This is a genomic window from Nitrococcus mobilis Nb-231 (assembly GCF_000153205.1).
Lineage (GTDB): Bacteria > Pseudomonadota > Gammaproteobacteria > Nitrococcales > Nitrococcaceae > Nitrococcus > Nitrococcus mobilis.
On record NZ_CH672427.1, the window covers coordinates 1,362,691 to 1,377,318 of the forward strand.

Genomic DNA, 14,628 nt, shown 5'->3' on the forward strand with positions numbered 1-14,628 from the left:
TACTCACCAGATGTTGCCCGCGCCCGGGCTGTAGACCGGCGAGGTGATCGCCGCCGAGGCGTTGAGAGTGGTGCAGGTCACGATGCCGTCGAAGTTGGCGGCCGCCGCGTGAACGTTGAGGACCGGAGCGTTGACCTCCACTGTGGCGTTGGCGCGGATCTCCACCTGCCCCGCCGCGTTAAAAGTGACGGTGCAACCGTTGGCGTGGGTGAGGGTTACCGACTGATCGGCATCGCTCAGCGCCAAGGTATGACCACTCGCCATTTTCAGGGTAAGCTTGGCCGCGCCGCTGGCGTCATCGAATTCAAGCACGCTACCGGCCCGAGTCTTGATAAGCCGCCTGTTGTTAGCCGCCTGCGGCGTTGCCGGCTGTTTCTCCCTGCCGTTCCAGGCGGCGCCGACGACGTAGGGGCGGCGCAGATCCCCTGCCTCAAAGCCCACGACCACCTGAGAGTCCTTCTCTGGCAGGATCTGCAGGCCCTGATCATTGTCCGCGTAGGGAGACAGCAGCGTCGCCCAAGCTCGCACCGCCTTTTCGCCGTCGCTGCCCAGCCAGGGAAATTTGACTTGAACCCGACCCAGCTTCTGCGGATCTTCTATATCGGTTACGATGCCTGGGTAGAGGCCGTAGTACCGCGGTCCGCCGCCGTCCGGTTGGAAGTCGCTGATCATTCGTCTAGCCCTCGATTGTTGGTCGCTCAGCCTCGAACCGGGTTCGAAATCCCTCGGCGAGGTCGTAGGTATGGCAGACCCGCGTGACGTAATAGCCGCCCCCCTCGAACGGCCGGCCTACTCGCTGCAGGGTCAGGCGACTCGCCACAACCATGTCGGCACTACCGCGGGTGACACCGCTGACCTGAACGAAGGCACGGGCGCGGCGCAGCATCTCCGCCTGCGCCCAACCGGCCGCCTCGCGGTCATTGAGGGGCATCGCCTGCACCCGGTGCGAGACCCTTGCCCCAAAGGCGTTTTGCAGAATCCCGGGGCCGGTGCGCCCGCCGTCGATTTCAGCCTCGATGGCCTCGCCACCGGCCTCTTCGTCTATCACGTCACGATCGTGGGCGTCGTAGCCACTTACCCGCACGGCAGTGCGCTGGTGGGCAAGGTCTGCCCGAGCCTGGAGCGCCAGAATATGGTTGTCCTGCACCAAAGTGAGCTCGGTGGCACTACGTTGCCCACGACTCTTGAAGTACATGGTGTCGCCCTGGAACCAGACTTCCGCCTGGATCAGCCGCGCTCGCTCCCGAAGAAAGGCCAGATCGCTCAAATTCCACTGCTGCACCACGTCGTAGCTCGGACCGTCGACATCCACCTCGGAGTTGATGCCGTGCCCGGCAGCAATCTCCTCGGCGATCTCAGCATCGCTCATCGCCTCGTAGGTACGCGTGTGCCGCGTCATCCGTAGATCCATGAGCTTGTCTTCGGCATATACGACGATCTCGGGCTCCCTGGTCTCCTCGAAATTGGCCTCGATTGCACTGATGGCGCCCTTGAAGATGGTCCGCGCCACCTCGCCCGGTCCGATGGACACCTGTAGCTCGCGGCCGAAGTCGAACAAGGCGCCGTCCAGATAGAGCAGCGGCTCCTCGGCCTTATCCGCCATCGGGCCCACCGCCAGAAAACGGGCACGCAGCGTCTTCAGTCCGTCAGTGGCCTCCTCGATCACCAGGCGAACGATGTCCCGGGCCAGCTCTCCCTTGGTTTCGCCATCTACCAGGAAAACCGGTACGGTGGCGCTTAAGAGTGCCTCAGTCATCGAAGCCCTCGGCGCGGGTGCGTAGCTCAATGCGGTGCAGCCGTTCGGCACGCGTTTGCCACCATTCCTCGTTCCGCCAGCGGGTATCCACCTCAGTGCCCTCACCCCGAGTCGGCTCCGGCTCCGGAATAACCTCGGTGGTGGCATGGTCCACATGGGTAGGCATTGGCTATCTCCTCCTTCTGGAGCCGTGCAGACAAGCGCAACGGCTGCCCGGACGACGCTGCTGCTGAAGGGCATCGGCTTCCCCGCGGCCCCGGTCATGCACCGGCAAGCGCTCCCACGCCGGTATGCTCGGATCACTGCTGAACTTGAGCTCGCCTTGGCCGACCCGCGGTCGCAGGGGCACACCGAAGCCATAGCTTGCCGCCCGAGGATCGACCGCAGGCGGCGGCGAAGAGGATTGGGCCGCGGCCTGCCGAGCCGGGCTGCGCGGGCCACTGGTGCGCAGGGGGGTGCGCGCGCGGGCGCTCCCGGTTCGCCGGCTCGAGACAGGATCGGCTACTGCCGCCGCCGTAGCGGTCGAGCTGGCCGCGGCGCCGCCCACCGAGGCTGTTGGGCCCTGGCGCCTACCACTGGCTCCAACGTGTTCCTGGCCAAAAGCCTCGCGGGAAGACCGGGAAGCCCTATCGGCCTTAACGATTTGCACCGCCTCAATGGCGGCGTCGACCCCGCCCGCCGCGGCCAGGGCATAGCCGGCGGCGAGATCCGCGTCCGCAGCTGCTCCGAAGGCGCTACCGGAGCCGGCGCCGCGGCCCACTCCGGCCTCTAATCCCAGATCGGCTTCCAGCGACAGCCCGAGACCGGCTTCGATGCCGGCTTTGGCACCGAGACCCACACTGCTACTGAGATCAGCGCTGAACCCCACCTCGGCCCCCGCCGCCAGTGAGAACCCTGCGCTCAGGTCCACATCGAGCCCACGCCAAGCGCTCGGCTCCAAGCCCGCTCGGGCCATGAACTCCGCGGCCAATTCTCCTTCCAGCGCTAGCGCGCTGCGAGTCGTGAGACCGCTGCCATTAATGCCTGGTGCCCCGAGTCGCAGTTCTCCGGGAGCGGGGGCGTTGCCGTTCCGGCGGGCACCCGGTCCCGAGTCCATGAACTGATAGTCGGCGTCCTGCTCCCTCATGCTGAAGCTGACCTTGGCGCGCAGCGGAGTGCCGTCGGGGGCGAAGTGCTCGTAATCGATGTCCAGGTGCTCAACGATCCCCCTGAAAATCAGAGACCCCCACTCGAACCGCAGCTTGGGTGGGACCTGCTTGACACCCGCCTCCTTGGGCAGCACGAACCTCTCGATGAACTTGATCTTCTCGCGTACCGAACGGGGGTTATCCGTAGTGCCTTCGTCGGCGGTGTCGAAGTGCAGCTCCATCGTGAGCACTGCAGAGCTGGAGCCGATATACTGGCGTGCCTGACGGGAGCGGGTGCGCCCGCCCTCGATCTGATTGGAAAGCTTCAGCTTGAGGCTTGAGGGATTGAGCTGCACCGGCACGACCGCGCCGACCGGCGTCTCGTGCAGGTCGCTGGCGATTTCCTGCAGCTTCGCCTTCTGCAGCTCGCTCATGGTTCAGTTCTCCACCAGTCGCAGGCCCTCATGGGCAATGTGCAATTCTTCGATGGCTATCTCGCCGGATTTCGCGTTCAGCCCCGGCCCCGTGACCTTGGCGGGCAAACCCCGGTCGAAGTGCCAGGTGGCGACCGGAGTCTGGTCTTGGCTCCCCCAGACCTCGACGATCCCGTCGTAGCGAGCGACCGGCCGCACGCCGGCCACCACCTCCTGGAGCCATCGCCAGAGCTCTCGGTTCACCTGCCCTTCGTCGCCGAAGAACATGCCGCGCTTGAGGACCAGGTTCGTGTACTTAGCCCGTCCCAACCGACGAATGACACCGTCGTTGCGCCCACCCTCCAAGTACTCCTGCACGTCCATTTCCACCTCCAGACCACTGCACTCCTGGAAGCCGCCGTCGGCCAGCGGCGTACCACTCGCGCTTGTCTCGAGCCCGGCGGCAGTGCCAACCTCGGCTTGGGGGCTGCGGTGTAGCTTGATTTCGAAACGAAAGGCCCGTAGCAGTGGCATAGGCTAAACCTCCACCTTCAGGGTGCCGTCGTCGCCTCGATTCAAGCGCAGCACGATGAACTCGATGGGTTCGCTCAGCGCCACGCCAATCTCGGCGACCATCTGTCCGGCATCGACCACCCGGGGCGGATTGGTCTCGGCGCTGCAGCGCACGAAAAAGGCCTCCTCTTCGGTGGCGCCGGTGAAGGCCCCGGCCTGGTAGAGCTGGCGCAGGAACAGTCGCAGCAGGTTACGCACGTCCGCCCACAGACGGGGACCGTTGGGCTCGAACACCATCCAATGGGTCTGCTGCTCCAGAGTCCGGCGCAGCATCAGGAGCAACCGGCAGACGCTCAACTGGCGGTAGCGGAGGTCCCTGGACAGCGTGCGGGCCGCCGTGAGCCGCACACCGTCACGCTCCCGGAGGTAGACGTTGATGCCAAGCAGATGCAGCTCGTCATGACGAGCCGGCGAGACGCGGTCGAGCACATCCACCACGCCGGTGGCCATTGCATTGGCGGGGCCGTGAGACAAGCCGAACAGCCGTTCCTGATTGGCGATGATGCCAGCGGCCACAGCCGCCGGATTGAGAGAGAGCAAGGCGTCACGACGATCATCGGCACGGGCGATCCGCAGCCAAGGGTGATAAGCCGCTGCGAAGGAAGAGCGGAACCGCGCCCGCCAACGCATAATCTGCCGCTGGCCCAGCCCTGGGGGCACGTCCAGCAAGACGAGGAAGCGACGCAATGTGCCAGCGAGCTCCACGAGCCGTGCCTGCAGGCTTATGATCTCCTCCAGTTCGCCTGGCAATCGGGGGTCGCGAAGCAGTCCGCTCAGCTCCGGTGGCGCACTCTCCTGCTCTCCGGGCAAGGGAGGATCCACGCAGAGCTCAAAGCGAGGGCCCGCTAGGGACGGCTCTTCCAGCACCGCCTCAGTCGTAGGCAGCGGCTCGGGCACATAGAGATCAGGCACCACAACGCTGGCCAGGTCAGGCAGCTGTACCAGCGCGTGGACACCGGCGCCCGGCTGTTCATCGCCCAACGTCCAGTCCCTGTCTAAGAAGTCATCGGGAACAATTTCCGGATAGTAATCTTCGCCGCCCTTGAACTCTTCCGCTTCAGCGGCTGTGAGATCCGGACTGTCGGGGACAATATGGCCATCGACCCAGCTGGCCCCGGGCAGCAGCAGCTCAGACTCGAGCGTCAGCACGGCGGCCAGCCAGCGAGGGTGCGAGGAAGACAGCCCAAGCCGCTCGTGATGCTCCACGCGCCCATCGCCGTCGTCGACAGTCAGCACCCCTTCGACAATCTCGGCGGCCTCGGGACCTTCCACGAGGGGCTGATCGAGAGTGATACGAAGGTGTTCTAGGCCAGCATCCCCCCGCCCTTCGCGCCGAATCAGCGCCGCGAAGCGCAGGACATGGGCACCGCCGCCCAGCCTCAGGCGCAGCAGCGAACCGGCCGGCAGCCGTTCATCCGCATCGACAATGAGTTCCCGGACGGTGGCTTCTTGGAAGCTCAGCGGAGTCCTGCTGTAGGTCAGCGTGGCTGCCAGCGCGTTGCCCCAGGTCCCGGGATTACGGGCAGCAAAGTAAGGTGTCACTCCTGCCGAGACCTTGACGCCGTGCAGCTCCCCAGTAGCGGCGCCCCGGGCTGGGTCGACCACCGGAGCGACGATCCGCACCACGTAAGCCTTGCGCCCTCCTTGGTCGAAGAAGGCGGCAACGGCGTAGGGCAGTCGGCCGGGCCCCTCGAAGCCACCGTAAAGCCGGCGGTAATCTGCAAAACTCTCCACCGCCACGGCGATGGAGCGGCGGCGTTGCTGCAGCAGCGCCGTCCAGGGACGATCCGGCCGAGCGTCGTCCAGCGCCACCTCCCACGCCGGCCCGCGGGGAGCGACACCGACGAAGGCGCAGACATCCATCGGCACGCCCGTCAGAGGCGGCGGCGAGGTCTCCGGGCGCAGGTAGACCCCAGGCGCCCCTAGCGCGAGCGGCGTGCTCAGCACCGGTTGCCTACTCCTCATAGGTAACGTCGTCAGCACAGAGCACCAGCTCTTCCATCGCCACCTCGGTGCCGCCCTTACCCGCCAATGTCGGGCCGGTCCACTTCTTGGGCTGTGCATTGCGAAGTACCCAGCTTGATACCGGCTCGCGGGCCTCATCCAACAGGGTGATGGTGACCGAGCGGGGGTCGTGGTGGCCCTCGCGTTGTGCCTGGATCCAGGCGAACAGGTCAAGGGAGCCGACCAGACCGCGTTTGAGCGTTACGTCTCCGACCTTGTATGAGTTGGGGATCTTGCGCACCGCGTTGAATCTCTCGTTGCCGTTGCGGTACTCGGCGTATTGGACCTCCGTGTCGAGGCCGCTCGCATCCGAGAAGCCGCCGATAATCGTGCCCTCGGAACCGTCACCCTGTTCGCCGCCGAGGGCCACGATAAAGTTGAACGCGCTGTAGGCGTTCTCACGAAAGACTGGCATGGTTCACCTCCTCTAGGCCCGGGCATCCGCTGTCCACTGGCCGATGCGAAAGATCACAAACTCTGCCGGCTTGGTGGGTGCGAGGCCAATCAAACAGATCAGGCGGCCAAAATCGAGGTCGTTCTGGGTCATGGTGGTACGGTCGCAGCGCACGAAAAACGCTTCTTTTGGGGTGGCGCCCATCAGCGCTCCCTGCCTCCAAAGCACTAACAGGAAATCCTCGACAGTTCGGCGGATATTGGCCCACAGCCGGCGATTGTTCGGCTCGAACACCGCCCACTGGGTACCGACGTCGATAGAGCGCTCGATGAAGATGAACAACCGCCGCACGTTGACGTAACGCCACTCGGGGTCGGAGCTGATGGTTCTCGCACCCCACACCCGGTGTCCGCGCCCTTCGAAAAAGCGCAAGGCATTGATACCCTCGGGATTCAGCACCTCCTGACGCGGCGTGTTGATATTGGCCTCGAAGCGGGTCAGGCCGCGCACCACCTCATTGGCGGGCGCCTTGTGCACCCCACGGGTAATGTCCGTGCGGGCATAAATCCCAGCCACGAATCCCGAAGGCGGCAACAGCAATGGCTTCGGTGGCGCCCCCTGGGCGGGCCGCTCGGTGGGATCAAGGGTCACGATCCAAGGGTGGTAGAGGGCGGCCCGCTTGCTGTCGAACTTGCCGCGAAACTCGCGGATCTTGTTCATGGAGCTGTTTCTCGGACCGTCGAGAATGGCGATGCGGTAGCGAAGCTTGTCGGCGTGGCTGATCAGATGCTGGGCCGCCAGTTGGCTCTTGTCTTCGTTCTCCAAGGCACCAATGTCAGGTGCAAAGACGATCGCGATGTCTTCCACTTCCCCCAAGGCCGGTAGACCGGTGGCCTTTATCTCGGGGTGATCGGGATCGGCTTCTTTGCCCTTCAGGTCCGCCGGCTCGATTACTGCGCCATCGTTACCCTTATCCAAGCGCGGGTTGGGATTCTGCTGGAGCGCCACCATAAGACGGGCAGGCTCGAACTGATCGCTGCTATCCGGCTCCCAATGCAGCCAAACCATGGCGTCTTGGTCCTCGGGATCATCCCGGTCTAGGATCCTACCGATGTAGCGTCGCTGCAGGGTCGAAGTCTCCAACCCTTCATAGGTGTCGACCCGCTCTGCGTTCACTGTGACCTGCACCCGCAGAGTAACCAGCTGGAGCACGGCACCAGCCGATAGCGGGGATTTAGACGTATCCGCCTGCACAAGCATTTGGACCCCGTCATCTACCGTGACTACCCGTAAGTTCTCTGCGACCAGATTATCCGGGGGCTCGCTGCCCTCGGGGATTAGTTCTACCACGGCGCCGTCGCGAGCCAAGGGAGCCCGAACCACGTGGGTATCCTCGTCCTCTACGGCGACGGTCTTGGTGCGAATTGGCTCGACCTTTACAAGAACGTCGCCCATCTTGCCCGGCCAGCGCGCCTTCCAGGTGGCGGTGGCGTTGCCCCCCACCGAGACCTGGCGGTAGGCGACGCCCGCCTCCTCACCTCCCCCCTCGGCTTTCGTGAAGACTCGCGACACATAGAGCCGCTTGCCGCCGTTTTCGAAGAAGGCCCGAGCCGCGTGGGCCACGTAAGGCAGCCGCCCCCCCTCTACCTCTAGTGGCTCCAAGCCGCCGTAGACGCGCTCGAATTCCGTGAAGCTGGTAATGAGGCGAGGCTCGCAGGTGCTCGGCCCACCCGGGTAGTAGACCGGTCCCCAATGAGTCATTCCGGCAACCCCTGTGGTGCTGGTGGGCACCCCCTCGATGGATTTCGAGCGGAAGCTGACCTCTTCGACAAATACACCCGGCGCAAGATACTCGGGCATCGCACGTCTCCTCTGCAATGCGGGTTCACGGTAGCGTGAAGACGAAATTTTCCTCCTCAATACCGGTACGCAGCCGACCCAGCCGAAATGAAACGATCCGACTGGCTGAGGCGGCCGCCACGTAACCCTCAGGCCTGCTCCCACCTGCCGAAACCGGATCGTCCTCGCCAGGCGTTGGCGCCAACTCCAAGGACAGATCCCAGAACGGGTCTTGGTCCGGCAGATCGGTCGGGATCGGCGCTGGGGGAGTTTCAGGGCCGAACACGTCCACCCGTACCTCCAGATCGCGCCCGGTGAATTCGCTCGCGGGCGCGGCCCCGGGTGCGAGCAGGAGCAGAAACTCGCCGCGATCATCGCCCTGGGCCCGGCCTACCAGAGTTTCTGTATCCGGCAGCCACGCCTCGATTCGCGCCCAGCGCATCGGTTTGTCACTGCGCAGAACCCGGCCGCGCAAACCCGTGGCCCGCTCGCTCACGTCGTAGGCCGCTCCGGGGAAGAGCACCGGCCGGCGCACGCGGTGGGTATAGGGTTGGGACTCGGCCACTTCTTGACTAAGTAAAGGCAGGCGAAACCGGCGCGGTACATAGCGGCGAACATGGTCGTAGATCCGCAAGTCCACGTGATCGGCGAGGGACGGGTGATACAGCAGCACGTGCAGAGCCGAATCATGCCGGTTGACGCGGGCGTGCACGTCACCAGGCCGAACCGGACGTCGGTAGGGATCGGTCGGATTTGCCAGATGCCTGGGCAGGGGCCGCTCAAGCTCCACCCGCACCGGGTGAGCAAGGCGACCGCCGCGGAGGGCGTCCAGCGGCTCCAGCCCCAGCGCGAGGCGGTGGACGCTTTCCGTATATGCGCTGGCGAGGAACTCGTTCATGGCGCCAACGAGGGCTTCGAGCCCGTAATCGCGCTGGTGACCGGCGGCGCAACAGCAGCCCTGCGTTCGTCGATACGAATGATACGCACCATGTAGGAGACGCTGAGCTTGTAATCGGCGGGTAGAGAATCGAAGGTTCGCATGACGTCCTCAGTGCTGAGATTTTCTAGGCAGATCTGGACAGCCTCGTTGGGCGACCAACCTGTCGCGTTGTCCACCAGCAGTGGACCGCTGAGGATAGGGCTGCTGTCCAGAGCCTGCATGGCACGGCCTAGGATGCGCTGCTCGAAGGTCGCATTAGCCGCCCAGGGTGTGAGGAGAAAGTGTAGGTCTAACGGGAGATGGGACCGCCCCTGCTGATGGCCCACGGCACTCCAGGCCGGTCGCATGGTCTCGTTGTAGCCCACGCGGAAGAGAAAGATCGACAGTGCCGGGGCGACGATGACGGTTGCTTGGTTGCTGGGGACCAAATCCTCAGTACGAGCCAAGACAGCGCTGGTGTGGTTGCCGGGCACCGGCTCGTCCTCGTCGAAACTCAGATTGAGGAACCGGACCATGCTCTCTCCCACCGCCGCGACGGCCTGAAAATCCGCCATTATTGCTCTCCTATCCCCGGCTACATTCGGCTTGAGGCGTCTGCTATAAACGCTTTTATTTAGCGCCTTTCAGTACTATCCGTGACTCCACAACTCTCCTGTAATACTGCCTATAATGTCGCTTTCCATAAGCTGTTTTTCAGGTCAAGACAACCTCTAAAATTCATCTATTATCGTTTGTTTCAGCGGAATCGTGCCATACTTCATTTCATATTGGCTGACTGATTCTTGACTGTTTCCACAAACGCCTCAGCATAGATCGCGCACTCCATTGCCGAGAGAGGGGGGCACTTTTTCAGTGCCAACCCTTAGCGCTATTGGGTATTGAACCGGTGGGGCAATGCGTGCCGGTAACAGCTTCCATATCAATCGGTGTGGTTCATGTTTACCACAACACGAATCTCGTCGAGCTTGCTGCGGTTTAAGCGATATCTTCGCTTCTGCGCAACCGCTTGTTTCTCCGTTACAAGCCCTCTCCCAACGAGCTCGGCGAGAGCAGCACGCACGTCTTCCACTGTCCATTCGACCTTTTGCCGTGCAAGTCACCAATCCGCGATTCCCTCCGCCGCGTCTTCGGCATCCTGATTTTTCTGCAAGTGCGCAAGGATTTCCCTGGCAATTGGGGAGCATGGCTGTGTCACCGTATATGCCGTTCTTAGAAATCGCTAAATAGTGGAATGCAATATTAGTGCCAGCTTGAGAAGCTCATTACTAAGGAATGCGTTGAAAGAGCCACGCCAGGATACCTCATAACGTATTGTTGCTACGTAAAATTATGGCAGATCGATATGTGGCTATTTCAACAACCGCCTTAGTACTGCTTGGATACGACTACGACACTCGGATTTAATTATCCTATCTGGGTATGTATTTATCTCGCAGCTCGATGCCAACACAGCAACAGCTTTCTTTGGCTGCTAGGACATTTTTTTCCTACCGTTGCGATGTTTTGTCCTAGAAGAAAATAATGATGCAGGGCGTCACACCGACTGATTGGCACTACAGACCGAGCGAGATGCAGGGGCAATTCCTCTCACTGACACGGCCGGAGCGAGGGCTCACGGCTATCTTACTAAGACTTTAGGAGGCACACTGTATTGACCTGAGCGATGTCCGCCAGCCTAAGATCGCAGACAGCCGCCAGTAGAGCTTCGTGTGGTACGCGCAGAAGGAGATACATCGCAGTGGAAATCCGTGCAGCGATAGCAACTGCGGCAAAACAGCCGCTAACCGTCGAGACGGTGACGCTCGACGGCCCCAAGGCCGGGGAAGTGCTGGTCGAAATCAAGGCTACCGGCGTGTGCCATACGGACGAGTTCACTCGCTCGGGGGCTGACCCCGAAGGCCTGTTCCCGTCCATCCTCGGCCACGAAGGCGCCGGCATCGTCGCGGAGATCGGCCCCGAGGTCAAATCGCTCAAGCCCGGGGATCACGTCATCCCCTTGTACATTCCCGAATGCCGGCAGTGCGAATTCTGCCTCAGCGGCAAGACCAACCTCTGCGGGGCCATTCGCGCCACCCAAGGTCGCGGCGTCATGCCCGATGGCACCAGTCGCTTTTCGCGCAACGGCGCGATGATCCACCATTACATGGGATCCTCCACCTTCGCCAACTACACTGTGGTGCCGGAGATCGCGCTGGCCAAAATTCGCGCTGATGCCCCGTTCGAAAAGGTCTGCTATATCGGCTGCGGCGTTACAACCGGCATCGGAGCCGTGATCAACACCGCGAAAGTCGAGCCCGGCGATAATGTGGTGGTATTCGGCTTGGGCGGAATCGGGCTCAATGTAATCCAAGGCGCCCGTATGGCCGGCGCCGATTTGATCATCGGCGTGGACATCAATCCGGACAAGCGCCAATTAGCCGAGCAATTCGGCATGACTCATTTCGTCAACCCAAAAGAGGTCGAGGGCGATTTGGTGCCTTATCTCGTCTCGCTCACAAAGGGCGGGGCCGATTACAGTTTCGAATGTATAGGCAATACCAAGTTAATGCGTCAGGCTCTCGAGTGCTGCCACAAGGGCTGGGGAACCAGCATCATCATTGGGGTGGCTGGCGCCGGTGAAGAGATCAGTACCCGACCCTTCCAACTCGTCACCGGTCGGGTATGGAAAGGAAGCGCCTTCGGCGGCGCCAAAAGCCGCACCGACGTGCCGAAAATCGTCGACTGGTATATGGAAGGTAAAATCAACATTGATGATTTGATCACCCATGTCATGCCGTTGGAGCGCATCAACGAGGCTTTCGAACTGATGCACAAGGGTGAGTCCATCCGCAGCGTTATCCGATTCTAAGCGCCCCAGAGCGCATCATTGAAGCGCGCGGCGGGTAGAGGAAGCTTGCATGCCGACGAAGCGCCAGCACAGAGGAGCCTCTTCCGATGACGAATGAGAATGTGGAGCTCAGCGAACGCCACCGCTGTTTCGGCGGGCAAGTCGAGTTTTATCGACATTGGTCCACCGCCTGTAACACACCGATGCGGTTCTCGATCTTCCTGCCGCCCCAGGCAGAGCACGGCAAGGTACCGGTGCTCTATTGGTTATCCGGACTCACCTGCACCGAAGAAAACTTCATAGAGAAATCCGGCGCCCAGCGCTACGCCGCCGAGCACGGGATTATGTTGGTGGCCCCGGATACGAGCCCGCGCGGACTGAATCTGCCGGGCGAGGACGATGCTTATGATTTCGGCAGCGGCGCCGGTTTCTACCTCAATGCGACCCAAGCGCCATGGAACGCCCACTACCGCATGTACGACTACGTCGTGGAGGAGCTGCCGGCACTGATCGCTAGCACCTTCCCCGCCGACGTGCAACGCACCGGTGTATTCGGCCACTCCATGGGCGGCCATGGCGCGCTAACGGTGGCGCTGCGCAACCCCGAGCGCTATCGCTCGGTCTCGGCATTCGCCCCGATTTGCGCCCCAAGCCTCAGTCCCTGGGGAAAGAAAGCGTTCAGCGCGTATCTCGGCTCGGACGAGAGCACTTGGCAGAAATACAACGCACACCACCTCGTACGAAGCACCGCCAGTCGGCTGCCTCTACTCGTCGATCAGGGAACAGCCGATCAATTCATCACGGAACAGCTCATGCCCTGGGAGCTGGAGAAAGCCTGCCGGGAGGTCGACTATCCGTTGACGTTGCGTTTTCAAGCCGGCTTTGACCACAGCTATTATTTCATAAGCACTTTCATGCGCGATCATCTGGCGTATCACGCGAGTGCGCTCGGTGTCGTAGGGGCGCGCCCTTGGACGGTTGCCTGAATGGGATGTCTCCGCAGGCGGCAACACTGAGCAACTGGCCAGAACTCGATCGTTGCAGAAAATCGCCACCAAATACAGCCCGGCCAACGAGGCGAACGTTCTAATCTATTTTCATTGCAAATTTTGAGCGATCGACCGACATAACCGATGACAGAGGTCAGCTCTCGGCACAGATCTTCTTTGAAGACCCTGTATAGATAGGGTAGGAAATTACAATGAAATTGACGGCTATTATTGAACGCGAAGGCGATGGCTATGTAGCCCTGTGCCCAGAGCTGGATATCGCGAGCCAGGGTGATACGGTTGAACAGGCTCGGGACAATCTCCAGGAAGCATTGGAGCTTTTTTTTGAAGAGGCATCACCGGAAGAAGCTAAACACCGTCTTCGCGGTGAGATTTTCGTGACCCAGGTCGAGGTAGCCGTTGGGTAAGCTTCGAGTCCTTCTTGGCAAGGAGGTGTGCGCTATTTTGTCCAAACACGGCTTTGTGGAAGTGCGCAGACGCGGTAGCCATATCGTAATGCAGAAGAAATCGCCCCAAGGCACGATAACCGTTCCAGTACCCGATCATAACGAAATCCGTACCGGCACATTGCAATCCATAATCCGGCAATCGAGTGTGACGCGCAGTGAATTTGGGTCATAAAAGCAAAGGTGCTCTAAGAGCTTGTCCACAATCCACAGCTACGGTGCCGTAGCTCTGCCCGGTAAGCGAGCCCTCTCCGCAGAGGAAGGCGCGGATCCGTTATTTCCCTTTTCTCCGCAGCTCTACGATCAGCGCGAGGGCAGACCGCAGGTTCCGAGGTATGGGCGGAGCGGGTGCTGCCGGACGGAAAGGCCGTTTATACTGCCTATACGCCGAGAGACATCCGGGACCGCCGATGAACAACCCGTCCGACGATTACGCCGTCGGCCTGATCGGGCAACTTCGCTGACAAACACCGGACAGCTAGACAGCGTGTGTGCCCGCCAGTCTGGTTAGCCGTTTATCGAAGGTATAAACATCCAACCCCTCGCGCTGCGCCTGGGTAAGAATGACACAGTCAGAGAAATCGGCCTGGCTGGCATTGAACAGGTCCAGCGCCTTCTGAGTGATCACTTCGTCTTGGAGCACAAAGGCGGTGTTGGTATGCAGGTGAGTAAGTACCGTAAGCACTGTTGCCTTATCCAGACGATAAGCGCTTTCTAGGACCCAGACGCATTCCACCATGACGATGAGCGGTACGTAGACTTTGCGCGCCCGGCTAGCCAGTGCCCGTGCAGCCTGAACCTGTTCAGGCTGGCCGGGATCATCGGTCAGGATACGCACCAGGACATTGGTATCCACAGCGATCACTGGACAGCCCGTTCTCGGATGGCCCGCTCCATATCCTCGATGCTGGCGGAGCTCTCTGCCTTAATCACACCGAAAGCAGCCTCGATCCGATTCTCTCCCCGTACCACCCTGACTTGGCCATCCTCAACTACGAACGCCACCTGATCACCAGGTTTCAGGCCTAGCATCCGGCGCACGTGAACGGGAATGGTGACCTGACATTTAGAAGTAAGAGTCGACGTCTGCATTTATCCTCATTCCCCAAGAAAGTATTACCTTGTGAGCATAGTAATACACCTCTCAGCACATCTCTACCCTCTCAGCCTGGTAGTCGCCTTTTCGGAGTGCGGCGCACAAAATCCAGATAGATGGCAGCCTTCTCGAAAGAATCAGGTTCCTACTAAGAGGGTGTGGACAAAACTACGTGCTCCACCCAGAAAGGCGTGATACAAGAG

At 61.3% G+C, this 14,628-nt stretch carries 16 protein-coding genes; 4 read left to right on the top strand and 12 right to left on the bottom strand.

All coding sequences use genetic code 11. The features are described 5' to 3' along the window. Positions 1 to 3 precede the first annotated feature (3 nt). Genes NB231_RS06250 through NB231_RS06290 form a run of 10 tightly spaced genes read right to left on the bottom strand, consistent with a single transcriptional unit; the run spans position 4 to position 9,600 of the window. Positions 4 to 672: a phage baseplate assembly protein V gene (locus NB231_RS06250; RefSeq protein WP_005000664.1), complete on the bottom strand. Its 669-nt coding sequence runs from the start codon at positions 670 to 672 to the stop codon at positions 4 to 6. A 4-nt stretch (positions 673 to 676) separates the two neighbouring features. Next, positions 677 to 1,756 carry a phage late control D family protein gene (locus tag NB231_RS06255; RefSeq protein WP_005000665.1) on the bottom strand — a complete coding sequence of 360 codons (1,080 nt, stop codon included), beginning with the start codon at positions 1,754 to 1,756 and terminating at the stop codon, positions 677 to 679. Then, positions 1,749 to 1,922 carry a hypothetical protein gene (locus NB231_RS18360; protein ID WP_005000666.1) on the bottom strand — a complete coding sequence of 58 codons (174 nt, stop codon included), beginning with the start codon at positions 1,920 to 1,922 and terminating at the stop codon, positions 1,749 to 1,751. Before NB231_RS18360 ends, NB231_RS06255 begins: the two co-directional genes overlap by 8 nt. Before the next feature lie 3 nt (positions 1,923 to 1,925). Continuing rightward, entirely contained in the window at positions 1,926 to 3,317 is a 1,392-nt protein-coding gene (locus tag NB231_RS16695; RefSeq protein WP_005000667.1) for a CIS tube protein, read from the bottom strand. Positions 3,318 to 3,320: 3 nt separating this feature from the next. Continuing rightward, positions 3,321 to 3,830 carry a phage tail protein gene (locus NB231_RS06265; RefSeq protein ID WP_005000668.1) on the bottom strand — a complete coding sequence of 170 codons (510 nt, stop codon included), beginning with the start codon at positions 3,828 to 3,830 and terminating at the stop codon, positions 3,321 to 3,323. A gap of 3 nt (positions 3,831 to 3,833) precedes the next feature. Further along, entirely contained in the window at positions 3,834 to 5,816 is a 1,983-nt protein-coding gene (locus NB231_RS16700; RefSeq protein ID WP_005000669.1) for a phage tail sheath C-terminal domain-containing protein, read from the bottom strand. 7 nt (positions 5,817 to 5,823) lie between these two features. Continuing rightward, the gene (locus tag NB231_RS06275; RefSeq protein WP_005000670.1) at positions 5,824 to 6,288 is read right to left on the bottom strand and encodes a phage tail protein; all 465 of its coding nucleotides are present in this window, start codon (positions 6,286 to 6,288) and stop codon (positions 5,824 to 5,826) included. 12 nt (positions 6,289 to 6,300) lie between these two features. Continuing rightward, the gene (locus tag NB231_RS06280; RefSeq protein WP_005000671.1) at positions 6,301 to 8,127 is read right to left on the bottom strand and encodes a phage tail sheath family protein; all 1,827 of its coding nucleotides are present in this window, start codon (positions 8,125 to 8,127) and stop codon (positions 6,301 to 6,303) included. Between the two features lie 25 nt (positions 8,128 to 8,152). Continuing rightward, the gene (locus tag NB231_RS06285) at positions 8,153 to 9,004 is read right to left on the bottom strand and encodes a hypothetical protein (protein WP_005000673.1); all 852 of its coding nucleotides are present in this window, start codon (positions 9,002 to 9,004) and stop codon (positions 8,153 to 8,155) included. Continuing rightward, positions 9,001 to 9,600, bottom strand: coding sequence for a DUF4255 domain-containing protein (locus NB231_RS06290; protein ID WP_005000675.1), 600 nt, complete (start codon positions 9,598 to 9,600; stop codon positions 9,001 to 9,003). Before NB231_RS06290 ends, NB231_RS06285 begins: the two co-directional genes overlap by 4 nt. A 1,184-nt stretch (positions 9,601 to 10,784) precedes the next feature. Here NB231_RS06290 and NB231_RS06295 point away from each other — a divergent pair. The 4 genes from NB231_RS06295 (at position 10,785) to NB231_RS17485 (ending at position 13,504) form a co-directional block, all read left to right on the top strand. Next, a complete protein-coding gene (locus NB231_RS06295) occupies positions 10,785 to 11,894 on the top strand; it encodes an S-(hydroxymethyl)glutathione dehydrogenase/class III alcohol dehydrogenase (protein WP_005000676.1) in 1,110 nt (369 codons plus the stop codon). A gap of 86 nt (positions 11,895 to 11,980) precedes the next feature. After that, the gene (gene fghA, locus NB231_RS06300; protein ID WP_005000678.1) at positions 11,981 to 12,859 is read left to right on the top strand and encodes an S-formylglutathione hydrolase; all 879 of its coding nucleotides are present in this window, start codon (positions 11,981 to 11,983) and stop codon (positions 12,857 to 12,859) included. Positions 12,860 to 13,068: 209 nt separating this feature from the next. Then, a complete protein-coding gene (locus NB231_RS06305) occupies positions 13,069 to 13,290 on the top strand; it encodes a type II toxin-antitoxin system HicB family antitoxin (RefSeq protein ID WP_198007350.1) in 222 nt (73 codons plus the stop codon). A gap of 25 nt (positions 13,291 to 13,315) precedes the next feature. After that, a complete protein-coding gene (locus NB231_RS17485) occupies positions 13,316 to 13,504 on the top strand; it encodes a type II toxin-antitoxin system HicA family toxin (protein ID WP_269593431.1) in 189 nt (62 codons plus the stop codon). Positions 13,505 to 13,807: 303 nt separating this feature from the next. Here NB231_RS17485 and NB231_RS06310 read toward each other — a convergent pair whose 3' ends face one another. Both NB231_RS06310 and NB231_RS06315 read right to left on the bottom strand, forming a co-directional pair. Continuing rightward, complete coding sequence (locus tag NB231_RS06310) at positions 13,808 to 14,194, bottom strand: PIN domain-containing protein (RefSeq protein WP_005000682.1); 387 nt, start codon at positions 14,192 to 14,194, stop codon at positions 13,808 to 13,810. Next, on the bottom strand, positions 14,191 to 14,421 hold the full coding sequence (locus tag NB231_RS06315) for an AbrB/MazE/SpoVT family DNA-binding domain-containing protein (protein ID WP_005000683.1): 231 nt from the start codon (positions 14,419 to 14,421) through the stop codon (positions 14,191 to 14,193). The genes NB231_RS06310 and NB231_RS06315 overlap by 4 nt, the downstream gene beginning before the upstream one ends. Positions 14,422 to 14,628 lie beyond the last annotated feature (207 nt).